Genomic DNA, 22,297 nt, shown 5'->3' on the forward strand with positions numbered 1-22,297 from the left:
ATGGATGGCAAGGGCCGGGCACTGGACAATATATTTGTCGAGCGGCTCTGGCGTTCCGTCAAGTACGAGGAAGTGTATCTAAAGCAATATCAGACGATGCAGGAAGCACGGGACGGCTTGAGTGCCTACTTCCGGTTTTACAACCATGAGCGGCCGCATCAATCGCTCAACAACAGGACACCGGCAGAAGTACATGGCACTGCTGTGCAATGGCTGCAAGCCGCGTAAGAATACAATTTAACCCATAGGGCATTTTACCTTAATTTAATGCATTAGTGGTCTTGACAGTGGGGTCCACAATATAGTTGTTTCCCTGCCTGCCTTTTGACGCTCGTGACCGTCTCAGCGTCTCTCCTCCAAAAGTAGGAAGTCAGTCGCTTGCCCGATAGGCTGAGGAGGCGTACATTAAACCTGAATCATCTCTCAGGTTTGAAACGTGTCATGACTCAGCCCGATCTCACCCCGAAAACGGCTCGCGGCGCCCGCACCCAGGAGCGCATTCTCAGAGCGGCGGAAGCTGAATTCGGCGAGCGTGGTTACCATGAGGGGTCAATTGTCGGAATTACTCAGCGTGCGGGCATCGGGCAGGGCACCTTCTACCTGTATTTCAAAAGCAAGGAAGACGTATTGCGCTCGCTGGTGCTGTACACCAGCCGGCAGTTACGACGCTATTTGTCCGAGCAGGTAATTGATACCAGCGACCGGCTTGAAGCAGAGCGAGTCGGCTTTCGCGCGTTTCTGGACTACATCGCCGACCACCCGAACTTGTACCGCATTGTGCAGGAGAGCCAGTTTGTTGACGCGGCCGCTCATCGTGCCTATTACGACGCCTTTGCCGAAGGCTACCAGTCGGCATTGAACCAGGCCGGGTTCCAGCATTCGATTCGTGACGGAGATTACGAAGTCTGGGCCTGGTCGATCATGGGCATTATGCACTTTGTCGGGCAACGGTATGTGTTGTGGAGCGACGACCGGCCACGTGAAGCCATCGTCGATGCGGTTATGGATTTCATGTTCAACGGTATGAAGGCGCCGGGTTCATGACCCTGTCGACCGAACGGTGGGCCGGGGCGTTCAACCGGCAGCCAGCATTGAAAGACGTCGACAGCGGTGAGGTCTGGAGTTTTCAGGTCCTGCATACCCAGGTTCTGAGTTGGGCCGTCTGGCTATCGAAACAGGGACTGCAGCGCGGTGACCGGGTTCTCTGGCTCGCCCGCAATCGCATCGAATTCTTCGCCCTGCTGCTGGCATGTCATCGTCAGGGGTGGGTACTGGTGCCGATGAACTGGCGCGAATCCATCGAGGTGCTGCACCTTCAGAATCAACTGATTGCCCCCCGGCTGGTGGTGTATGAAGCCGCCTTCGAGTCGGTGGCTATCAGTCTGCAACGCGAGGCCGGTGCCGGATTGCTTGAGTTGAATTCCAGGCCTGATTTGCAGCGAGACGACCTGCCTGAAGCCAGCGAAGCTGGCGCTGATGAGCCCTGGTATCTGTTGTTTACCAGTGGCACGACGGGCATTCCCAAAGCGGTGATATACAGCCCGGGCATGGCACTGGCCAATGCGGCCAATGTGCGGGCGGCGATGTCACTGGACCACGCCGACGTCACCGCTTCCGTGTTGCCGCACTATCACACCGCCGGCATCAATCTGTTTGCTTTACCGCTGCTGATGCAGGGCGGGTCAGTGCGCGTCTATGCCCGCTTCGATCCCGAAGCCTTTATGGCCGATATCATCGGGCAGCAAGTGACGGTGTTGCTGCTGGTGCCAACCCAGTTTCGTCGCCTTACCGGGACGCGGGGCTTTGCCAACACTCCGTCGCTGGAAGGGTGCGCCCGGGTGCTGGCCACAGGTGGCGGGCCGATAGACCGGCAAGTGCTGCATGACTGGGCTGGCAAGGGCGCGGCTGTGCGCAATGGGTGTGGCATGACGGAATCGGGTCCGACTCTGTTTTTTCAGACCGACGCCGAGGCCCGCGAAGCGCCGGGGTGTGTTGGCCAGCCGATGCCGCTGTCTGAGATTCGGTTGATCGGTCCGCACGGTGATGCGGTAACCGATGGCCAGACCGGCGAAGTCTGGGTTCGGGGGCCAGCGGTCACGCCGGGCTACTGGCGCAACGAGTCGGCCAATCAGCTAGCGTTTTACGCTGGCTGGTACCGCAGTGGCGACCTGGCGTTGCGTGAGCCACAGACCGGTCAATACCGCATTGTCGACCGGGTGACTGACATGTACATCTGTGGCGGTGAAAACGTCTTTCCGGCCGAAGTCGAACAGGTCTTGCTGCAACATCGTGGCGTTGAGGATGCTGCCATCGCCGGTGAACACGACCCGACCTGGGGCGAAACCGGGGTCGCATTTATTGTGTTGAAGCCGGGTGACCGGACGACGCAGGAAGACATGCAGTATTTTGCACGCCAGCGACTGGCACCCTACAAAGTGCCGCATCGCTGGGTGTTTCTGGAAGCGCTGCCGAAGACACCCACGGGCAAGGTGCGCCGCAGCCGGATTCGCTCCTGGTTGCGATCACCGCCCCCGCTATCAACCCTGTAGCAAACCGTCAATACCGACGAAAAACGATAAAAACGACCGTAACAACAATAACCTTTACAACACCGTTCTCAAGAACAGGAGAGACTCATGACATCGTTGACACTGGCCCGCTGGGCCCTGGCTGCACTGCCAATGCTGCTCGGTGCCACGGCACTGGCCGAACCGATCAAAATCGCACACGTCTACGGCAAAACCGGGCCGCTCGAAGCCTACGCTAAACAGAGTCACGATGGCCTGATGCTGGGGCTTGAGTATGCCACGAACGGCACCTTCGAAATCAATGGCCGAGCTATCGAAGTGATCGAAAAAGACACTCAGCTCGACCCGGCCAACGGGCGCTCCCTGCTCGAAGAAGCCTATGCCGACGACAATGTCGATCTGGCCATCGGACCGGTGTCTTCCGGGGTGGCATTGGCGATGTTACCCGTCGCAGAGGAGTACGAAAAAATACTGCTGGTGGAGCCTGCGGTAGCCGATTCCATTACCGGTGAAATCGGCAATCGCTATATCTTTAGAACCGGGCGGAATTCGTCGCAGGATGCCGTTGCCAACGCGGTAGCCATTGGCCGCCCTGGCGTAAAGATCGCCACTCTGGCGCAGGACTATGCCTTCGGACGTGATGGCATTACCGCCTTCCGCGATGCGCTGGCCGGAACCGGGGCGGAGATAGTGCACGAAGAATATGTACCGACCGACACGACCGACTTTACCGCAGCCGGTCAGCGCATTTTCGATGCACTGCAAGACGCCGAAGGCGATCGCATCCTGTTCTTCTACTGGGCCGGTGGCGGTAACCCCATGGGCAAATTGCAGGCGATGAATCCCGAGCGGTACGACATTCAGTTCGCAACCGGCGGTAACATCCTGTCGGCTCTGGTCGGCTACAAACCCTTTGTCGGGATGGAAGGGGCGACCTATTACTACTATGAGAACCCGACTAACGACATCAACAAATGGCTGGTTGAACAGCATCTGGAGCGCTTTGGTACACCGCCCGATTTCTTCACCGCCGGTGGCATGGCAGCCGGTATTGCCGCGGTTGAAGCCATTCGCCGGGCCGGATCGACCGACACTGAAGACCTGATCAGCACCATGGAAGGCATGCGGTTCGATACGCCCAAGGGCGAAATGATGTTCCGGGCTGAAGACCACCAGGCGATGCAATCGATGTATCACTTCAAGATTCGCGTCGAAGAAGATATTGAATGGGCCATTCCCGAACTGGTTCGGGAAATCACCATGGATGAAATGGACATTCCGCTCGGCCGGTCTGACTGAGCGCACCTCCCGAATGACGCGGTGTCTGGTTGATTCACCGCGTCTTTAGCCAAATCCAATCAGGGTTTTCGTTTATGTCGTCTCAGAATTCGGTTCCCGTGCTGGAGACCGTCGGGCTGTCCGTGCATTTTGGCGGGCACCAGGCGGTTCAGGACGTCAGTTGCCGGTTTGTGCGTGACACCGTTACGGCCATCGTTGGCCCCAACGGCGCGGGCAAAACAACCTACTTCAATCTTATTTCCGGCCAGTTACCGCAGACCGCCGGCGATGTCTTGCTGGACGGGCAGTCCGTGCGCGGCTGGTCCGCCTCAAAGCGCGCCCGGGCCGGTCTGGGTCGGGCGTTTCAGCTAACCCAGTTGTTCCCCCGGTTGAGCGTGGCCGACAATCTGCGTCTTGTGGTGCAGGCACGTCACGGTCACGGCTTTCGGTTCTGGCAACCGGCCAGCAGCCTGACGCAGGTCGATGCGGACGTTGAGCACCTGTTGCAGCGCATTGATCTGGCCGAACGTGCTCAGGTGCCAGCCGGGCAGTTGTCTCATGGCGGTCAGCGGCGGTTGGAAGTCGGCATCATGCTGGCACTGGATCCGGCGGTCATGATGTTCGATGAACCCACGGCGGGTATGAGTGCCGACGAAGCGCCGGTGGTGCTTGAGCTGATCCAGACGATTCGCCAGGAGGGGGGTAAAACCATCTTGCTGGTGGAGCACAAAATGGACGTTATACGGTCGCTGGCCGATCGCATCGTGGTGCTGGACCAGGGGCAATTGATCGCCGACGGGAAACCCGCCGAGGTGATGGCCATGGCCAGTGTGAGACAGGCCTATCTCGGCGAAAGTGTGGTGACGGAGGCAGCCAAATCATGATGACTGACGCAACAACAGACGCCCGGGTGATGCCCATGCTGACGCTGCAGGATGTCCATACCGAGGTTGATGGCTATCACATTCTGGAAGGGGTGTCGTTCTCGGTGCCCCGTCATCAGGTCACCATGCTGCTGGGCCGTAATGGCGTCGGCAAAACCTCGACACTGAGAACCATTATGGGGCTGTGGCGAGCGAACCGGGGCACCATTGCCCTGAACGGTGAGAACATTGAAAGCCTGAACACCATGAATATTGCCCGCAAAGGCCTGCACTATGTGCCAGAGAACATGGGCATTTTCGCCAGTCTGACCGTTGGCGAAAATCTGCGCATCGCCTGTCGCAGTCAGCGCCTTGAAGGCGAGCGGCTGGACTGGGTTCTGCAGTTGTTTCCGGCGTTGCATACCTTCTGGCACTGGCCCGCCGGTCATTTGTCGGGAGGGCAAAAGCAGATGCTGGCCATTGCCCGGGCGGTGATTGAACCCTGTGACCTGTTACTGGTCGACGAGCCCAGCAAAGGGCTGGCACCGGCCATCATTCAAAATCTGATCCAGGCATTCGAAGCTTTGAAGTCGGAACAAACGACCATTCTGATGGTCGAGCAGAATCTGCACATGGCACAGCGGCTGGGGGACCATCTGGTGGTGATGGAAGACGGTCGTACCCTACATGAGGGCCGGATGGCCGATTTCGCAACCGATTCAAAACGACAGGCCGAATGGTTGGGTCTGTCGATGGAGGCCAGCGTATGACGGCGTACCGATCGACTGAAACCACGGCCGAAGTACCGGCACAGCCACTGAAACCCAGAACCCACTGGCGCCAGCGGCGAGATTTGCAGGCCGCCGCCATTGTTCCTCTGGTTGCCCTGGTGGCTGCCGTTCTGATTGGCGATTTGAACGCCTGGCTGACGCTGACCCTGGCCGGCCTCGCCATGGGCATGATGCTGTTCATCATGACCTCCGGTTTTACGCTGGTCTTTGGCCTGATGGACGTTCTGAACTTTGGCCATGGCGCTTTTATTTCGCTGGGTGCGTTCTGCGGCTTCAGCGTCATGCTGAGCATGGACGGCTGGCGCTTGTCCGACTCCCTCTGGTTAAACCTCGGTGCCTTTGGCGCGGCGGCGATCGTCGCCATGACCGTCGCCGCGCTGATGGCCTGGCTGTTCGAGCGCATTCTGGTGCGGCGCGTCTATGGCGACCATTTGATGCAGATTCTGATCACCATGGGCGGCCTGATCGTTGCCGAGCAACTGATCTACGTGTTCTGGGGCGGACACGACATCCCCATGCTCAAGCCGCCGGCGTTTCAGGGCGGGGTGCAGTGGGGTGGTCTGGTTTTTGAAAAATACCGCCTGCTGGCGGTGGTTCTGGGCGGGCTGCTGTTTATCGGGCTGTTGCTGGTGTTCAAACGGACCCGGCTGGGTTTGCTGATTCGCGCCGGTGTCGAGAACCGGGAAATGGTCGAAAGTTTTGGCTACAACGTGCGTCGGCTGTTTGTGCTGGTGTTTATGGCCGGCTCAGCGCTGGCGGCACTGGGCGGCATCATGTGGGGTGTTTACGACGAGGTGATCACACCACACCTGGGCCAGAGTCTGATGATTACCGTGTTCATCGTCGCCATTATCGGTGGTCTGGGGTCTATTGAAGGATGCTTTATCGCGGCTTTACTGGTTGGCCTGCTGAGCAACTACGTAGGCTTTCTGGCGCCCAAACTGGCCCTGGTGTCGACCATCGGGCTGATGGTGGTGGTGTTGCTGTGGCGGCCCCAGGGTCTGGTGCCCGTCTCTGATGGAGGGAAGTAACATGTTTCAGGCACTGCGGGACACGCTGCCATCCAATCGCTGGATTCGCGCGCTGTTGCTCATTATTGTCGTCGGCATCGTTCTGACTCCCTGGCTGTTTGAAGGGACCCGGGCGCTGGATACCGCCGCCCGGCTGAGTATCTTTATTGTTCTGGCGGCGTCTTATGATCTGCTGCTCGGCTATACCGGCGTGGTCAGCTTTGCCCACGCTCTGTTTTTTGGCATTGGTGCCTATTCGGTGGCCATCGCCTTTGATCAGTTTGCACCGGGCTTTGGCGTCATGGCCATGGCCATTCTGGCCGGTTTGTCGGTGTCGCTGGTGGTCGCTTTCGTGATGGGGCTGGTATCACTGCGGGTGAAAACCATTTTCTACGCCATGATCACCCTGGCAGTGGCAAGCGCGGCGACGGTACTGGTGTCGCAGTTCTATCATCTCACCGGCGGAGAAGACGGGCTGACCTATCGGTTACCGCGTGTGCTGACCCCCGCGTTCCGGCCGTTCGATGACCCGTTATTCGGCGTGCGCCTGACCGGCAAGCTGTTTAATTTTTACACCGTTATCTTCGTGGCCATCCTGTTGTTTTTGTTGATGGTGCGCATTGTTGCCTCGCCGTTCGGTCGGGTACTCAAGGCGTTGCGCGAGAACGATTTCCGGGCTGAAGCCATTGGTTACAACACCCTGGTTTATCGGACCACGGCCACCTTGCTGAGCGCTGCCTTTGCCACCCTGGCGGGTGTGCTGATGGCGATCTGGCTGCGCTATACCGGGCCGGATTCCGTGTTGTCGCTCGACATCATGATTGATGTGTTGCTGATGGTGGTGATCGGCGGTATGGGAACCCTGTACGGTGCCATCATCGGCGCAACGGTGTTGTTGCTGGCGCAGATGTACCTGCAAACGCTGATGGGCTCCACCCAGGATGTCCTCGGCGGCTGGCCGATTCTGGCTAATCTGTTTGACCCCAATCGCTGGTTGTTGTGGCTGGGTCTGTTGTTTATCGCCAGTGTTTATTTCTTTCCGCAGGGCATTGTCGGTCGTTTCAGCCACCCACGTGCAACAGAGGCTGAGGCGGAGGTGCGGACATGATGGAACGGGACCTGGTAACGCTAGAGAACCGTGAATTGCACGTCAGAGTCTGGAACCGGGGTGCAGCTAGCACCGTGGTGTGCTGGCACGGGCTGGCGCGCAGCGGAGCCGACTTCGAAACACTGGGCGAAGCACTGGCTGCGCGGGGCTACCAGGTGCTCGCTCCCGATACCCCCGGTCGCGGGATGTCGCAATGGGCACAGGATCCGGCTCGTGAGTATCAGTTGCCCGTTTATGCGGAACAGGCGCTGGCGTTGCTCGATCACTATCAGGTAGACCGGTTGCAATGGGTCGGCACCAGTATGGGCGGGTTGTTGGGCATCATACTGGCCAGCAACCCGCTTGCCCGGCGGCTGGACCGGCTGGTGCTGAACGACATCGGACCGGAATTGCCGGTGACAGCCTTGCGGCGCATCGTTGACTACGTGCGCAATACGGAAAGTTACCCCAGTCTGTCGGCGTTCGAGCAACGAATCCGCGATGTATACGCGCCCTTTGGCCCGCGTGACGACCAGGGCTGGCATCAGATGGCCATCGAAGGCAGCCGACGCCTGCCAAACGGTCACTTTGCACCGCATTACGACCCGGAGATCATTGGCACCTTTGACGAGACCGCACCACCGGTGGATCTGTGGGCGGCGTTCGGTGCCATTCAATGCCCGATGCTGGTTATTCAGGGTGGGCAGTCGGATGTATTGCCGGATGCCATTGTGGCCCGAATGCAACGCGGTTCACCCGCTTTGGTTGTAGCCCGGTTCGACGACTGTGGTCACGCGCCCGGTCTGCATCTGCAGTCGCATCTAGCGCCGCTACTCTCGTTTCTCGATCAGCCCGGATCACGGTAAACCGGGCGCCTCCTACTATTCGCGGATGGGCCTGACCAGGTCCAGTCACTACACTGATTGCAATTACCCTGATTTGTTAAAGGCCGACCCAGCCGGGCGAGCCTGACACCCGACATTGCTGTCAACAGGAGACCTGGGATGGCTGGCAACATGATGACTCACCCGCTGAACACCAGCGATATTTTACGCAACGCCGCGCAACGCTATCCGGAGCAGAGCATTGTTTCGGCGATGCCCGACGGAAGCCGGCACCACTACCACTACCTGGATGCGTTGAAGCGTTCGGCTCAGGTAGCCCATCTGCTGGCGCGATCCGGCATTCAGGGAGGCGACCGGGTAGCGACGCTGGCGGTCAATCACTACCGCCATCTGGAACTGTATTACGGTATCTCCGGAATGGGGGCGGTTGTGCACACGCTGAACGCTCGCCTGTTCAGTGAACAGTTGCAGTACATCATTAACCATGCCGAAGATCGCTGGATCTTTTTTGATCCGGATTTCTTGCCCCTGTTGGAAGAAGTGGCCGATCAGATTCGCAGTGTCGAGCGCTTTGTGGTGTTGTGTGACGAAAGCGAGATGCCCACGTCAAAGGTGTTGACGCTCGACAACTACGAGCATTTGCTGGCCCAAATGCCGACGGAATTTCATTGGCCCCGGTTGCCGTCAGATGCTCCCTGCGGCCTGTGCTATACCAGCGGCACCACCGGTAACCCCAAAGGCGTGATGTACGAGCAGGGCTCAACGGTGTTGCACGCCATGATGAGCGGCTCCAGTCAGTACCTTAATTTTTCCGAGCGTTCTGTTGCCATGCCGATTGTGCCCATGTATCACGTTTGTGCCTGGGGCGTGCCATTTTCAGCGCCGCTGTTTGGCGCCAAACTGGTGTTGCCGGGCGGCGATCTTGATGGCGAAAGCCTGCAGGCGTTGATTGAGGATGAATCGGTCAATCAGGCGTTTGCTGTGCCCACCGTTTGGCTGAATCTGCACAATTACCTGCAACAGAGTGGCAAGACGATCGATTCACTTGAGGTAGTCGGAGTGGGCGGTGCCGCGTCGCCCCTGAGCCTGGTCGAGATATACGACAAGCTGTACAACGTCTACTGGATGGGCATCTGGGGCATGACGGAAACCAGCCCGTTGGCGACGGCGGCCAATCGCACCCCGCAGATGGATGCCATGCCCGATGACCAGCGTTATGAATTGCAAAGCTCGGCCGGACGCCCGATGCTGGGAGTGGAGATTGAGATTTTTGACGGTGCCGGCCGGCCGTTGCCACACGATGGCCGGACCCGCGGCAACCTGCGCTGCCGGGGGCCGTGGGTGCTGGCGCAATACTTCAAGGGCGAAGGGCAGGACAAATTCATCGACGGCTGGTTCGATACCGGCGATGTCGCTGTAATCAGCCCGCAAGGCTATCTTCGTGTTGTGGATCGAAGCAAGGATGTGATCAAATCTGGTGGCGAGTGGATCAGCTCAGTCGAACTGGAAAATGCCGCCCTGCACGACGATGCCATCAATGAAGCCTGCGTGATCGGCGCTGCACATCCGAAATGGGATGAACGACCGCTGATGCTGGTGACCATTCGAGCGGGCAAGACGCTCGATGAAGCCAGGCTGCGCAAGGTACTGGCCGAACGGGTCGCCAAATGGTGGTTGCCAGACGCCATCATCCAGGTCGAAAGCCTGCCCCACACAGGCACCGGAAAACTGCGCAAGGTAGACATTCGCGACGACTACCGGGATTATCTGCTGGAGCGGGACAAAGCCTGAAACCAGCGGCTCACGATTAGCTGCAGTGGCTGAATTCCGTGTCGAGCCACCGGGTAGACCTTTCCGGGGCCGGCGTGAACCCTTCCCTGGGGCCTGGACCGCATGATATGAATCCCATCCGTGGGATTCACCCTCCGGGCTCGCTGCACTCGTGCTTAAATGCTCCTGGCATTTTAGTCCCTGTTGCGGACCTCCCCGGAAAGGTCTACCCGGCAACTCAACACTGATCAGGTGGCAGAATACGAATAAGTAAAGCCGAGTTGGTTTAAAGGTAGTAGTTAAACCGACCAGAGGACCCATCCCCGGATGTCACCAACGTTTTTCATCCTCATTTCCCTGCTCTACGTCATCCTGTTGTTCGTCATCGCTCTCTATGGTGACCGACACCCGATTGCTCGCCGTTGGCAGCCCTGGGTGTACAGTTTGTCGTTGGCAGTTTATTGCACCAGCTGGACTTTTTACGGAGCGACGCGCCAGTTTGCCGAGTACGGCTGGGCCTTCGCTCCCTCCCATGTCGGGGCCATTCTATTGTTCCTGGTGGGTTATGCGTTTCTGTTGAAGGTGGTGCAGGTCGCCAAGCGCGAGAACGTCACCACCATTGCCGATTTCATTGCCAGCCGTTTTGGTCACAGCCGGGCTGTGGCGGTGTCGGTTGCGCTGATTTCTCTGATCGGGATCGTGCCATATGTGGCGTTGCAGCTAAAAGCCATCTCGGTGAGTTTCAGCGTCGTCGCGCCAACGGTGACAGCGGGGCAAGCCTGGTATAACGATTCTGCTCTCTATGTGTCTTTAATTCTTGGCTTGTTTACCCTACTGTTTGGTACCCGTCATCTGGATACCTCCGAGCATCACCCCGGCATGATGCTGGCGATTGCCTTTGAGTCGGTGGTCAAACTGTTTGCGTTTCTGGTGTTGGGTTATTGGGCGGTTTATTCAGTCGGCAGTGGCTTTGCGGCCGTGGTCAAAACGGCGGTGAATACCCCGGAAATCTGGTCGATTATGACCGATTACAGCAGCCCCTATATTTACATGACCCAGGTTCTGTTGGGCGTTGTTGCCATCATCGCGCTGCCACGTCAGTTTCATGTTGCCGTTGTCGAATACCGCGATAGCCGGGACCTGCGCATGGCTCGCTGGATTTTTCCGCTCTATCTGGTGCTGATCAACTTGTTTGTGCTGCCCATGGTGCTGGTGGGTTATCAGTATTTCTCGACCAACCCCGAGCAACTCGAATACATGACGCTCATCTTGCCCATGATGATGGGGCGTGACGATTTGGTGGTACTGGCGTTTGTTGGGGGGTTGTCGGCTGCTACGTCTATGGTCATCGTGGCCACCATCGCACTGAGCACCATGTTATCGAATGAAATTCTATTGCCCGGGCTGATCCGACTGGGCTGGTGGTCGGCCGACGCGCCCAACCTGGGAAGTCGTGTGGTCTGGTTGCGGCGTCTCGGCATTATGATGATCGTGCTGGCCGCCTTCTTCTACTATCGGCTGATTGTTGCCTTTGAAGGCCTGGTGGCTATTGGGCTGGTGTCGTTTGTTGCGGTGGCCCAGTTTGCGCCGGCGCTGTTTCTCGGGCTTTACTGGACCGCGATGAACCGGAAGGGCGTGCTGTGGGGGCTAGGGCTGGGGTCGGTAGTTTGGTTCTACACCTTGCTGATTCCCTTGCTGATTCGTGCCGGTTTGATGCCCGATGCGTTGATGGAAGGCCTGTTCGGTCTGAGTTTTCTACGACCTCAGGCGCTGATGGGCCTGGAAGGGCTCGACCCGATTGTACACGGCACGGCCTGGAGCCTGGCGCTGAACGTGCTGGGGTTGCTGCTCGGGTCAGCCTTTGGCCGCGAGACGCTGAAAGACAGAATGCAGGCGTCATTGTTCGTGCACGCCAACAGAGAGGACTCAGGTCTGCTGCAAAACGCCAGTCGCACTGTGTCGATCGGCGATTTGCATTTGCTGCTGGGGCGCTTTATCGGGGCCGACAAACTGCACCGGCTGTTTTCCCGTTACACCAATCCGCTCAATGGCCGCCTGTTAACCGATCACACGGCCGACGACGATTTGCTCTATCAGGCTGAGCGTTCACTGTCTTCGGTGCTGGGAGCACCCGCGACCCGGCTATTGTTCGAACGGTTCGACCAACCCATGACCGGGCAGTGGCGCCACTTGTCGACCATGGTGGATGAGGCTTCCCAGGTCCTTAAGTTTAACCGGGATTTGCTTAACTCGGCGCTGCAGTCGATCAGCCAGGGCATCAGTATTGTCGATCGGGATCTGAACATCGTGGCCTGGAACCAGGAATATCAGCGCATGTTTCGATACCCGGATGGGATGCTGCAGGCGGGTCAGCCGGTCGAAGCTCTTTTGCGCTACAACGCGCTCAAAGGCGAGCTTGGTGAGGGTGAGGTTGAGGATCTGGTGCTGCGACGCCTTGGTCATCTGAAAGCCGGCTCGTCGTATCGAATTGAACGCAAGCGGCCGGATGGCAGTTACCTGGAAATACAGGGAAACCCGATGCCGGACGGCGGCTATATTACGGTCTATTCAGACATAACCGACCGGCGTCGTATTGAAGATCAGCTTAGGCGCAGCAACGATTTGCTCGAAGAAAAAGTGTCTGAGCGGACCGAGGCGCTGCAACTGACCAACTCGGAACTGGAAAAAGCCAACACCAACAAGACCCGGTTTCTGGCTGCAGCGGGGCACGATCTGGTGCAACCGCTCAATTCGGCAGCGTTATTCTCCGCCAGTCTCCAGGCCAAGTTGCGACGCTTGGAGCAGGCACCGGAATTGCTTAGCCTGGCTGAACAAATCGAACGCTCCCTGCATTCGGCTGATAACCTTCTGGGCGAATTGCTGGATATTTCAAAACTGGATTCACACATTATTCTTCCGACGTCGGAAACGCTGTCGCTGGCCAGCGTATTGGCATCACTTTACGAAGAGTTTGACGTTCTTGCCCGAGACCGGGGCATTCATCTGACGTTCGTTACCACCACGCTTTGGGTGCGCAGCGATGCCCGGCTACTGCGGCGCATGTTGCAAAACCTGCTCAGCAATGCGTTGCGGTACAGTCAGCGCGGCCGGGTGACTCTGGGCGTACGACGACATGGACCTCATTGCCGCATCGAAGTTTGGGATACGGGCCCGGGCCTGACCGATAAACAGCAAACCGAGGTGTTCGAGGAGTTTCACCGGCTACCCGACACCCAGAGCGACGAGCGAGGCCTGGGCCTTGGGCTTGCCATCGTGCGGCGCTTGTCCGTGTTGCTGGAGCATCCGGTCACGGTGCGCAGTGACCTCGGGCGTGGCAGTGTGTTCAGTATTGAACTGCCGCTGGCCGTCGCTGGCCAGGCGACCGGAAAGTCGGCTATTCCTGCCGCCGGTTCACATCAGGGTTATCACATCCTGTGTGTCGATAATGAAATACAGATAGTGGAAGGCATGAATAGCTTGCTGGCTGAATGGGGTTTCAGTGTCTCGGTTGCCAGCCAGCCAGACCAGGCCTGGCAAATGGCCTGTGAACGCAAACCGGATCTGATCGTCATGGACTACCATCTTGATCAAACCTTAACCGGGCTCAGTGTGTTGGAAAACTGGCGCAACCAGGGCCTGGCTGACTTGCCGGTGATTATGATAACGGCTGATTACACCGAGGAAGTCCGCCAGGCGATTGAGAAGAGGGGCTACCGGTTGCTTAAAAAACCGGTTCGCCCGCTTCAGCTCAGAGCATTGCTGGCCTCGCTGTTAAGGTAGCGGCCGGACTCACTCGGGTACTTCCAGATACTGGTTGTACATCGCAGCCTGAGTGCGGTTGTAGAGATTGAGCTTGCGGAATATTTCCGAAACATGGGTCTTGATGGTGGTTTCCTTGACGCTCAGTTCATAGGCAATTTGCTTGTTCAGGTAGCCACGGGCAATCAAGGCCAGGACATGTTGCTGTTTGGGGGTCAGGCTGGCGAGTTTGGTGATGGCATCAATGTCTTCGTCAATATTGTGGGCGTCGCCCTGATGATTGTCGGGGAAGTATCCGTTGCCACTGATCAATGCTCGCAGCGCCGTTACCAGCTGTTCCAGTGAGAGTGATTTCGGCAAATAACCCAGGGCACCGGCGGCTTTGACATGAGCCACGGTTCTACTGGCTTCGTTGGCTGTGATCACCGCGACCGCGACTTCGGGAAAGCGCGTTCGAATCTGAATCAGACCGAGCAAACCTTCACTGCCGGGCATCTTCAGGTCGAGCAACAGCAAGTCGATGGAGCCGGTTTCGAGGTGGCTCAGGGTCGAGTTCAGAGTATCAGTCTGGTGGATGTCAACCGGTGTTCCGGTGTTGGATAGCGCTTCTGACAGCGCATTGCGGAACAGCGGATGGTCGTCGGCGATCAGGACTTGAAGGGTATCCGTCATGGCACTCACAGCGTTGTTGTTGTCGTTTTTATGGCGGCAAGTGTAGCACTTTAAGGCGAGCGATTTGTGCTGGAGCGGCGCTTCTCCTCCTAAGGTAGGAGGCGTTTAGCTGGCTTGGATCTCCGCAGTGTCTTCATCACGCTGGTTCTGTTCCAGTTCTTTGATGCGCTGCAGCATGGTTTGCGAGTCTGACATGAATTGCTTGACCAGGGTTTCCATTTCTTCAATGTCTTCGTTGCTTTGAGCCCGGTTATCCCGGGCATTTACCTGTTCGGTGCGGGAAGCCAGTTCTGCTACCAGTGACTCGGTTGATCTGAGCAGAGACTGCAGTTGATCGATTTCTTTTTCCTGAGCTGGCAGAACCTCTCCAGAATCAGCGCCCTCGCGCAGATCGTCAACCAGGTTGCGCAGGGTATCGAGGCTCAATTGAATTTGCGCGCTGAGCGTCTCAAACGCTTCAGAAGTTGCTGCCTGCTCGGTGTCTCCATGGGCTTCCTCTGTGCCGGTAGACTGGGCGTTGAGCTCTTCGAGGGCTTTCTGGGCTTGCTGCAGTTCCAGTTCCAGCATGGCCACGCAAGATTCTGAATCCCGGACCAACAATTCGAGTCGGCTGATTTCATCGTCTTGAACCTGCATGGCGCGTTCCGGGTCGGACCCAGATCTCAGTTGTTCCAGAGCATTGCGCAAGCTGGCAACCGACTCAGCCTGACTGGTTGAATTGGAGGCCAGTTTTTTGACATGGTCAGGGTTCACGGCTTTGGGGCCGCCAACTTGCAGGTCTTTCAGCCGATTCTTAAGGCCGTGGATGTCGGTTTCGAGTTCCTGATTCTCATGGTTGGCCGCTTCCAGCTCTTTTTCCATCAAGTTGACACTGACGTCGGCTTCTTTGACATAGCGGTTCAACGCCTGAATCAGCTCGGCTTGTTGGTTGGCATAGTCGTCACCGTCCGGGTCCGTTTGCTGCAGTTTCAGGGATAGCTGGTTAATTGTCTCCTGCATGTCGTACTTGTCGCACTTGAGCTTATAGATTTCATCGGCGTAGGTGCCTTTCTGCGGCTTTTCAAAATGACTGGGGCTGGCTGTGCTGATGGACTTGAGCGTATTCATTTCCTGTTCGAGCAGCCGAATGCGGTCGCGAGCTGCGGCGTATTGTGTCTCATATTGCTTACGATCTCTGGCGAGCTGATCTTTACCCAGTTCGGAATCGGCACCTTCCTGTCGAGCTTCGCGGGCCGGTTCAAGTCCGCTGTCTTTAAGCAACTGATGAGCCAGTTGAGCCCACTGGTCATCGTCGATTTCGCCTGCCAGTAATTTTTGTTCTAGATCCAGTATGTGCCGGCGAAGCCAGTGAATATGGGCCGGTTCGTCTGGCTCGGGGGTGCGATGCAAGTCGTTGCCGGACTCCGACAGCTCAGCTTCCAGGGTGTTCAGGTGAAGCCTGAGCTGCTCTGGAATTGTTTTTCCAGCGCTTTCGGCAGCGGCCTGCGCTGATTTGAAATCCTGTGATAACTTGCGATTCTGAGCCCGTAGGGCAGCCATTTCCTGCTGCTTCTCCTGCTGCCGACGCAGCTTCTCCCAGCGCATCTCCTTGAGAATAGCGACCAGGACGTGATAGAGCCGATGCCGGTAAAACAGGAAGATCGTGATGACCACATACACCACGGCCATTTCTGCGATGATGAACAGGGTCATTTGATCAATAAACATAGAATTAGCTGCCCTAGACCTGATCGACCCAGCGACGCTGGCTATCGTTGAGGGACTGGGTGCCGGAGGCGGAATAGGTATCGGTTGTGCCGACCAGGTTTTTCAGTAAAGTCAGGCGAGCTTGGTTCTGCGTAGACAAAGAGGCCAGCATTTGCCGGTTCACGGCGGTTGAGCGGCTATTGTCGTCCAGGCTGACTTTCAGTTGTTGCCAATGGGCCAACAGGGGGCTCCGGTCTGTCTCGTTGAGATGGTGTTCGCACCATTGCAGAAAAGCCGGGTAATCTGGCTCGATACCCTGGTCGGAGCACCAGGCGAGCAAGCCTTCAGACGCGGTTAGCAGCGCCTCAGTCAGGGAGGATTTTCGTTCAAGTACGTCAGATAGCAGAGACAGGTCACCGGTTTTCAGGGCCCGATGCTCGTCAGCAAGTGTCAATTCAAACGCCTGGCTCACGTCGAGCGCCCCAGCCAGTGCAGACTGCAGGGCTTCAAACGTTTCGGTATCCATGGTCATGTCCCCGAAGTGTGCCCGGCGACTGCATGAACCCTTAAACGATCAAAGGCCCGACTCGAAACGTCGGAAAGCAGCCGCCAGCTTATTATAGTCGATAGAGTAATCGCCGTTTTGAATGGCAGTGCGGATGCTGTCGACCTTTTCCTGGTCGATGTCTGGCAGTTGCTGCACCTTGCTGTTGACCGTTCGCAACACTTCAGCGCGATCCGACAGTTTGACCACATCGTCTGCGTTCTTACCGCTTTCACTCTTATTACCAGCTGGAGCACTTTCTGTGCCAACTTTTTTGGTTGCCGGAGCATTGTCACTTTCCCGACTCTTGGCAGACCCTGTTTGTCCCGATGAAAGGCCGTTCAGGTTAATGGCCATTGCGATCACCTCATGTGAAGTTGGTTTTTCCTGAAGGGGGTAGCGGCCCTGACTTCAGAAACTTAAGTGAATTTTGTGAAGAAAGTCAGTTTTTTTTCTTAAAACAGTGTATCAATGCAGCGAAAACCCGGCCAGTCGAGTCGATGCAACTCATCTGCCCGGAATTTCGACCACGCCCTTTGATTTCACATAGGCATGAATGGTTTGCCGGGATGACAGGTTTATCACTGGTATTTGTTGCCCCTGCGTGCCATCTCGCAGCGCCTCGCCTTCTGTTTGCACGGATAGTCCTGTTCCGGTGGCGACTATAATAACCCGATCACCACGCTCGATCATCACCGGTGGTTTGGCAACGAAGGGTGTTACCACGGTACCCTGAGTCAGATTCCGGGCCACTTCATACCCGGTCAGTTCGGAAGAGCGGGTATAGTGGCCCTGGCGGAGCGTGGACAGATCCGTCAGGGCCAGGCTTAGATCAGCAGGGGTCAGGCGCTGTCCCCGTGAAATGCTTCGTGCCGTTACGACGACTGGAACCTTGACCGTCAACCCAACCGGAAGGTAAACCTGCCAGCCAAGTTCCTGGCAGGCGACCCGGGGTGTGAGTCGGCTCGACAACGAACTACCACGCCAGTCGACAAGCAGGGGGGCGGGGCAGAGGGCCAGGTTAGCGGTCGCATCATTGACGGTGATCGAGGTGGATATGTGCTCCGAAGGGACGTCCGGGTGATCCTCCCGGACTCGCTGCAGCAGTGATTGCTCGACTGCCTCAACAATCTGCTGGCCAGCTTCCTGGCCAATGGTCTCGGCCGAGTGGGCCAGGGTTGTCAGACCGGTCAGCGTTAGCAGCAGCCCGGCAATCAAAGCACCGGGTATCTTTAGCCGGTGTGACCGCAAAGTCGACTGGCTGCGGCCTGTTAAACATTCTGAAACATCCGCCGATAGGTACAAATGAACTAACATGCAGTTGTCCTTGGACGATTGACGACTATGCTTGGGGCAAAGTCACCGTAAAATGGGCGCCTACCAGAAATGAGGTGCTCCCTGGCAGATATGCCGTGGGTGCTGTCGCCAGTAAATTGACGAAATGTTCCGGATGGCGCCTGTGTTACAGTCTTTCTGCAAGGGCTGTGCCGACCTTTCAGCAGAGGCTTGTCTGACTGCCGCAGGTATACTGTGGGAGTCGGGCGCGGTGTCCGGCAGTTAACCGTATTATCAGTGGAGAATCCTATGGCCGGTGTTCTGGACAGTGTGAACCAGCGTACGCAGTTGGTCGGGCAAAACCGCCTGGAGTTGCTGCTGTTCCGCCTTAATGGTGAGCAGATTTACGGCATCAACGTATTCAAGGTCAAAGAGGTGCTTCAGTGCCCCAAGCTGACCCAGATGCCGCATGCCAGCAAGGTAGTGAAAGGGGTTGCCCACATTCGTGGCGGTACTATTCCCATTCTCGATCTGAGTGTGGCGACGGGCAACTCGCCGATTGAGCATATTGAAGACAAGTTCACCATCATCACTGAATACAATATGAAGAGTCAGGGCTTCCTGGTTCAGGGTGTCGAACGCATCATCAACATCAACTGGGAAGATGTGCAGCCACCACCAAAAGGCACGGGTCATGACCACTTTTTGACGGCTGTGACCAAGTACGACAACAAACTGGTCGAAATCATCGATGTCGAGAAGATTCTGGCCGACGTCACACCCATGCAGGAAGACTTCAATGAAGACCTGCTGACCCCGGAAGTAGCCGCCAGCGCTGTATCAAAACAGGTTCTGATTGTTGATGACTCAAAGATTGCGCGTAAACAGATTCAGCGAACTCTGGAAAAAATCGGGTTAACAGTCGTCGCACTGAATGATGGTCGTGAGGCGCTTAATCATTTGCTGGCTCTGATTGACGAAGGTGTGGAGCCAGTCGAGCGTTACCCTATTATTATTTCTGATATCGAAATGCCGGAGATGGATGGCTACACCCTGACGTATGAAATTCGCAATCACCCTCAGTTGAAAGGCGCTTACATTGTACTGCATACCTCGCTTAGCGGTGTCTTCAATAAAGCCATGGTGCAAAAGGTGGGTGCCAATGATTTTCTGGCCAAGTTCCAGCCTGATATGCTGGCCCAACTGGTGATTGAGCGTATTACCAATCTGGGTGGGAATTTGCCAGCGATCGAAGGAGAGGCATGATAGGTTCGGCGAGTACGGTCAGCCCAACATCTGGCGAGTGCCGGGTTTATTCAATGCTGCCAGTTCAGCAAACCCCGTGTCCACGGGCGCAGGAGTGCAGGGATTAATGGTCGACGTTGAAAAAGGGTACCAGGCATTCTGTGATTACCTTGAAAAGCACAGTGGCATTTGTCTGGGTGCCAGCAAGCAGTATCTGGTATCCAGCCGGCTGAGAAAGATATTGCAGCAGGCTGACATTACCACTTTACAGGATTTGGTCACGGCCATTCAGCGACCCGGTGGTCAGAAACTACGGGCTGAAGTGATTGATGCCATGACGACCAACGAAACCCTATGGTTTCGCGATATCCACCCGTTCAGAATTCTCGAAGAAAAGCTGCTGCCAGAGTTTTACCAGCAGCGCGGTGCTCGTCCGTTACGAATTTGGTCTGCAGCCTGCTCTACCGGGCAGGAGCCTTATTCAATTTCCATGATGATCGAAGAGTACAAAGCACGGAATCGGCTGGTTAGCGGCGGCGAGAAAATCGTGGCAACCGACATCTCCGCCTCTGTGTTGGATGCAGCCAAGTCTGCCGAATATGCCATGCTGGCCATTGGCCGCGGGCTCGACCCCGAACGCTTAAAAAAGCATTTTGTCGAGGCACCGAATGGCCGCTGGAAGGTCAAACCAGGCATCGCCCAGCGGGTTGAATATCGCTCGCTGAACTTGCAAGACAGCTACGCCTTGTTGGGAAAATTTGACATCGTCTTCTGTCGCAATGTACTGATCTACTTCACCGGCGACCTCAAGCGCGACATCCTGACCCGCATTCACGCTACTCTGAATCCGGGTGGCTATTTACTGGTCGGCGCGTCGGAAGCTGTGAACGGCCTGAACGATCTCTATGAAATGGTGCATTGCCGGCCGGGAATTATTTACCGCAAGCGCTGAGTTGGGCATCACGAAACCGTTCGATAAAACCGCTTTTGCGGGTGGTAAAATCAACCAACTAATCGCTCCCTCTCCCGTCCCGCGGGCTGGGGAGAGAGTTAGAGAGTTAACGTGCGGTTTCACCGCATTCCAGTCGACACTCCATTAGGACCGACCGATCTGTCACCATCCCGCTTCCTTCCGCACTATCGGTCAAGCCTTGCCGCTTTGCCGCTAATAACTTCTTAATATCTCCTAAGTTATTGATATATAAGTAAAAAATAACTTGGCACTAGCATTGCAATACCTTCTGTGAATTCAGAAAAACGGCAATGAGGTTCCATCATGGCGGCATTGGGCTTTAACAATTCACTGGGTATCCACGACAACGCTTTGTTGGTGCGTGCCCAGCGTTCCGAAGTGTTGGCCAATAATCTGGCCAATGCGGATACACCGGGGTTTAAGGCTCGAGATATTGATTTTCAGGCCATTTTGCGCGGTGAGGTGCAACGCACCGAGAACCTGGAGGTCAACCGGACCCAGAGCAACCACATCCCGGGTCGGTCAGGAGGTGATACAGAGTTGTTCTACCGGAACCCCTATCAGCCTTCGATCGATGGCAATACGGTGGACTCCAACGTTGAAAATGCTGAATTCACCAAGAATGCCATGTCGTATAACGCCAGTTTTGATTTTCTGAACCGTAAATTCAAAGGCCTGACCAGCGCGATCAAGGGGCAATAATCATGTCACTGTCGAACATTATTAATATTGCCGGTACCGGCATGAATGCCCAGTCGATCCGGCTGAACACCACGGCCAGTAATCTGGCCAATGCGCAGAGTGTTAGCTCGAGTGAGGAAGATACCTACCGGGCGCGCAAACCGATTTTTCAGGTGTTACAGCAGGCGGGTATGGACCGTGACTGGTCGAACGTCGACCTTGATCATGATGTAGGTCGGGGGGTGAACGTTCGAGGCATTGTCGAGAAAGAAGACCCGCTTGATATCCGTTACGACCCAACGCATCCGTTCGCGGACGAAGAGGGCTATGTCTACTACCCGAACGTCAACGTGGTGGAAGAGATGGCCGATATGATCTCTGCTCAGCGCAGTTTTACGGTGAACGTGGAAGTGTTCAATACCGCCAAGACCATGCTGCAGAAAACGCTGACGATGGGCCAGTAACCCGTGAATCCTATGAAAACCAGTTGGGGCGAGTGCGCCTGCAAGAGGAATCATCATGGCTGACATTAACGATGCAACCGGCGCCGGCGCGCTGAGCCAGTACGATATTGCTCAGAAAAAGCCGAAGGAAAACTCGTCCAATGAGCTGGGCAAGGATGACTTCCTTAAGCTGATGATCGCTCAGCTCAACAACCAGAACCCGCTTGAACCTCAGGCCAATGCCGAATTTGTGGCCCAGTTGGCGCAGTTCTCCCAGGTCGAAGGCATTCAGAATATGAGCAAGGGGTTCGAGTCTTTGTCGAACTCTTATAAGTCTTCTCAGGCTTTGCAGGCAAGCTCGTTGGTCGGCGGTGCTGTAACCATTGAAGGCAATCAGGAAAGCCTGCTGCGCCATGGTGAACTGGTGTTTGGTATGGCCGACGTGCCTTCAGGCGCAGGTGGCGTGATGCTCCAGATCACCAACAGTGAGGGCGAAATGGTGGAGTCGGTTCCATTGGGAAATCAGCCAGCGGGTGAGCTGAACTTTAAGTGGGATGGGGCCAATCTCGAAGTGAACGGGGAGATGGCCGACATTGACTACGATAAGTTCCCGACCGATGAAGACGGCAATATTATTCCGCACGATGCCGGTGTGTACCGGTTCAGCGTGGTGGGTAACGTCGCCGGGGAGCAACAAGCTCTGGGCACCCACACCAGCGCCCGGGTCGATTCAGTGACCCTGGGGCAGGACAGTGACCTGCAGTTGAACCTGGCCGGTGGCGGCAACATCACCATGAGCGATGTAAAACAGATTAATCAGGTGTACTGAACGGCGTTTATAAGCCAA

The 22,297-nt window shown here is 56.4% G+C and carries 21 protein-coding genes; 16 read left to right on the forward strand and 5 right to left on the reverse strand.

What is annotated here, in order from left to right; genetic code table 11:
• The 11 genes from G565_RS0116290 to G565_RS0116340 form a co-directional block, all read left to right on the forward strand.
• The coding region (locus G565_RS0116290) for an integrase core domain-containing protein (protein WP_028671841.1) at positions 1-228 on the forward strand (228 nt) is incomplete at its 5' end.
• A 213-nt stretch (positions 229-441) separates the two neighbouring features.
• Positions 442-1,044 (forward strand): TetR/AcrR family transcriptional regulator, encoded by a 603-nt coding sequence (locus G565_RS0116295; protein WP_037339863.1) that lies wholly within the window; start codon positions 442-444, stop codon positions 1,042-1,044.
• Positions 1,041-2,549 (forward strand): class I adenylate-forming enzyme family protein, encoded by a 1,509-nt coding sequence (locus G565_RS24535; RefSeq protein ID WP_051208110.1) that lies wholly within the window; start codon positions 1,041-1,043, stop codon positions 2,547-2,549. Before G565_RS0116295 ends, G565_RS24535 begins: the two co-directional genes overlap by 4 nt.
• Before the next feature lie 87 nt (positions 2,550-2,636).
• Positions 2,637-3,827, forward strand: a complete 1,191-nt coding sequence (locus G565_RS0116305) for a substrate-binding domain-containing protein (RefSeq protein ID WP_028671843.1) — start codon at positions 2,637-2,639, stop codon at positions 3,825-3,827.
• Positions 3,828-3,901: 74 nt separating this feature from the next.
• Complete coding sequence (locus G565_RS0116310) at positions 3,902-4,690, forward strand: ABC transporter ATP-binding protein (RefSeq protein ID WP_037339866.1); 789 nt, start codon at positions 3,902-3,904, stop codon at positions 4,688-4,690.
• On the forward strand, positions 4,687-5,439 hold the full coding sequence (locus G565_RS0116315) for an ABC transporter ATP-binding protein (protein WP_211227199.1): 753 nt from the start codon (positions 4,687-4,689) through the stop codon (positions 5,437-5,439). Before G565_RS0116310 ends, G565_RS0116315 begins: the two co-directional genes overlap by 4 nt.
• The gene (locus tag G565_RS0116320) at positions 5,436-6,491 is read left to right on the forward strand and encodes a branched-chain amino acid ABC transporter permease (protein ID WP_084649429.1); all 1,056 of its coding nucleotides are present in this window, start codon (positions 5,436-5,438) and stop codon (positions 6,489-6,491) included. The genes G565_RS0116315 and G565_RS0116320 overlap by 4 nt, the downstream gene beginning before the upstream one ends.
• Position 6,492: 1 nt before the next feature.
• Positions 6,493-7,578 (forward strand): branched-chain amino acid ABC transporter permease, encoded by a 1,086-nt coding sequence (locus G565_RS0116325; protein WP_028671847.1) that lies wholly within the window; start codon positions 6,493-6,495, stop codon positions 7,576-7,578.
• Positions 7,575-8,423, forward strand: coding sequence for an alpha/beta fold hydrolase (locus tag G565_RS0116330; RefSeq protein ID WP_028671848.1), 849 nt, complete (start codon positions 7,575-7,577; stop codon positions 8,421-8,423). Before G565_RS0116325 ends, G565_RS0116330 begins: the two co-directional genes overlap by 4 nt.
• 138 nt (positions 8,424-8,561) lie before the next feature.
• On the forward strand, positions 8,562-10,193 hold the full coding sequence (locus G565_RS0116335; RefSeq protein WP_028671849.1) for a long-chain fatty acid--CoA ligase: 1,632 nt from the start codon (positions 8,562-8,564) through the stop codon (positions 10,191-10,193).
• A 306-nt stretch (positions 10,194-10,499) separates the two neighbouring features.
• The gene (locus G565_RS0116340; protein WP_028671850.1) at positions 10,500-13,952 is read left to right on the forward strand and encodes a hybrid sensor histidine kinase/response regulator; all 3,453 of its coding nucleotides are present in this window, start codon (positions 10,500-10,502) and stop codon (positions 13,950-13,952) included.
• Between the two features lie 9 nt (positions 13,953-13,961).
• On the opposite strand, the gene G565_RS0116345 is transcribed toward G565_RS0116340, so the two are convergent.
• The 5 genes from G565_RS0116345 to flgA form a co-directional block, all read right to left on the reverse strand.
• Complete coding sequence (locus G565_RS0116345; protein WP_028671851.1) at positions 13,962-14,603, reverse strand: response regulator; 642 nt, start codon at positions 14,601-14,603, stop codon at positions 13,962-13,964.
• Between the two features lie 105 nt (positions 14,604-14,708).
• On the reverse strand, positions 14,709-16,310 hold the full coding sequence (locus G565_RS0116350; RefSeq protein WP_028671852.1) for a coiled-coil domain-containing protein: 1,602 nt from the start codon (positions 16,308-16,310) through the stop codon (positions 14,709-14,711).
• A gap of 13 nt (positions 16,311-16,323) precedes the next feature.
• Positions 16,324-16,815, reverse strand: a complete 492-nt coding sequence (flgN, locus tag G565_RS0116355) for a flagellar export chaperone FlgN (RefSeq protein ID WP_169579666.1) — start codon at positions 16,813-16,815, stop codon at positions 16,324-16,326.
• 48 nt (positions 16,816-16,863) lie between these two features.
• A complete protein-coding gene (flgM, locus tag G565_RS0116360; RefSeq protein WP_028671854.1) occupies positions 16,864-17,190 on the reverse strand; it encodes a flagellar biosynthesis anti-sigma factor FlgM in 327 nt (108 codons plus the stop codon).
• Positions 17,191-17,340: 150 nt separating this feature from the next.
• On the reverse strand, positions 17,341-18,150 hold the full coding sequence (flgA, locus tag G565_RS0116365) for a flagellar basal body P-ring formation chaperone FlgA (protein ID WP_028671855.1): 810 nt from the start codon (positions 18,148-18,150) through the stop codon (positions 17,341-17,343).
• Between the two features lie 267 nt (positions 18,151-18,417).
• Between flgA and G565_RS24540 the strand changes: the two genes are divergently transcribed.
• From G565_RS24540 to G565_RS0116390, 5 genes are all read left to right on the forward strand, one after another.
• Positions 18,418-19,374 carry a chemotaxis protein CheV gene (locus G565_RS24540; protein ID WP_037339870.1) on the forward strand — a complete coding sequence of 319 codons (957 nt, stop codon included), beginning with the start codon at positions 18,418-18,420 and terminating at the stop codon, positions 19,372-19,374.
• A gap of 106 nt (positions 19,375-19,480) precedes the next feature.
• Positions 19,481-20,305, forward strand: a complete 825-nt coding sequence (locus G565_RS0116375; RefSeq protein ID WP_028671856.1) for a CheR family methyltransferase — start codon at positions 19,481-19,483, stop codon at positions 20,303-20,305.
• A gap of 324 nt (positions 20,306-20,629) precedes the next feature.
• Positions 20,630-21,028, forward strand: coding sequence for a flagellar basal body rod protein FlgB (gene flgB, locus G565_RS0116380; protein ID WP_028671857.1), 399 nt, complete (start codon positions 20,630-20,632; stop codon positions 21,026-21,028).
• Positions 21,029-21,030: 2 nt separating this feature from the next.
• A complete protein-coding gene (gene flgC / locus G565_RS0116385; protein ID WP_028671858.1) occupies positions 21,031-21,471 on the forward strand; it encodes a flagellar basal body rod protein FlgC in 441 nt (146 codons plus the stop codon).
• Positions 21,472-21,526: 55 nt separating this feature from the next.
• Positions 21,527-22,279 carry a flagellar hook assembly protein FlgD gene (locus tag G565_RS0116390; RefSeq protein WP_028671859.1) on the forward strand — a complete coding sequence of 251 codons (753 nt, stop codon included), beginning with the start codon at positions 21,527-21,529 and terminating at the stop codon, positions 22,277-22,279.
• The last annotated feature ends 18 nt before the right edge of the window (positions 22,280-22,297 follow it).

The sequence above is a fragment of the Saccharospirillum impatiens DSM 12546 genome (assembly GCF_000423605.1).
Taxonomy (GTDB): Bacteria; Pseudomonadota; Gammaproteobacteria; order Pseudomonadales; family Natronospirillaceae; genus Saccharospirillum; species Saccharospirillum impatiens.

Excerpts from the sequence above, each read along its gene's own strand:
- G565_RS0116295 (WP_037339863.1), top strand. The coding sequence starts at position 442 with ATGACTCAGCCCGATCTCACCCCGAAAACGGCTCGCGGCGCCCGCACC.
- G565_RS24535 (WP_051208110.1), top strand. The coding sequence starts at position 1,041 with ATGACCCTGTCGACCGAACGGTGGGCCGGGGCGTTCAACCGGCAGCCA.
- G565_RS0116305 (WP_028671843.1), top strand. The coding sequence starts at position 2,637 with ATGACATCGTTGACACTGGCCCGCTGGGCCCTGGCTGCACTGCCAATG.
- G565_RS0116310 (WP_037339866.1), top strand. The coding sequence starts at position 3,902 with ATGTCGTCTCAGAATTCGGTTCCCGTGCTGGAGACCGTCGGGCTGTCC.
- G565_RS0116315 (WP_211227199.1), top strand. The coding sequence starts at position 4,687 with ATGATGACTGACGCAACAACAGACGCCCGGGTGATGCCCATGCTGACG.
- G565_RS0116320 (WP_084649429.1), top strand. The coding sequence starts at position 5,436 with ATGACGGCGTACCGATCGACTGAAACCACGGCCGAAGTACCGGCACAG.
- G565_RS0116325 (WP_028671847.1), top strand. The coding sequence starts at position 6,493 with ATGTTTCAGGCACTGCGGGACACGCTGCCATCCAATCGCTGGATTCGC.
- G565_RS0116330 (WP_028671848.1), top strand. The coding sequence starts at position 7,575 with ATGATGGAACGGGACCTGGTAACGCTAGAGAACCGTGAATTGCACGTC.
- G565_RS0116335 (WP_028671849.1), top strand. The coding sequence starts at position 8,562 with ATGGCTGGCAACATGATGACTCACCCGCTGAACACCAGCGATATTTTA.
- G565_RS0116340 (WP_028671850.1), top strand. The coding sequence starts at position 10,500 with ATGTCACCAACGTTTTTCATCCTCATTTCCCTGCTCTACGTCATCCTG.
- G565_RS0116345 (WP_028671851.1), bottom strand. The coding sequence starts at position 14,603 with ATGACGGATACCCTTCAAGTCCTGATCGCCGACGACCATCCGCTGTTC.
- G565_RS0116350 (WP_028671852.1), bottom strand. The coding sequence starts at position 16,310 with ATGTTTATTGATCAAATGACCCTGTTCATCATCGCAGAAATGGCCGTG.
- flgN (WP_169579666.1), bottom strand. The coding sequence starts at position 16,815 with ATGGATACCGAAACGTTTGAAGCCCTGCAGTCTGCACTGGCTGGGGCG.
- flgM (WP_028671854.1), bottom strand. The coding sequence starts at position 17,190 with ATGGCCATTAACCTGAACGGCCTTTCATCGGGACAAACAGGGTCTGCC.
- flgA (WP_028671855.1), bottom strand. The coding sequence starts at position 18,150 with ATGTTAGTTCATTTGTACCTATCGGCGGATGTTTCAGAATGTTTAACA.
- G565_RS24540 (WP_037339870.1), top strand. The coding sequence starts at position 18,418 with ATGGCCGGTGTTCTGGACAGTGTGAACCAGCGTACGCAGTTGGTCGGG.
- G565_RS0116375 (WP_028671856.1), top strand. The coding sequence starts at position 19,481 with ATGGTCGACGTTGAAAAAGGGTACCAGGCATTCTGTGATTACCTTGAA.
- flgB (WP_028671857.1), top strand. The coding sequence starts at position 20,630 with ATGGCGGCATTGGGCTTTAACAATTCACTGGGTATCCACGACAACGCT.
- flgC (WP_028671858.1), top strand. The coding sequence starts at position 21,031 with ATGTCACTGTCGAACATTATTAATATTGCCGGTACCGGCATGAATGCC.
- G565_RS0116390 (WP_028671859.1), top strand. The coding sequence starts at position 21,527 with ATGGCTGACATTAACGATGCAACCGGCGCCGGCGCGCTGAGCCAGTAC.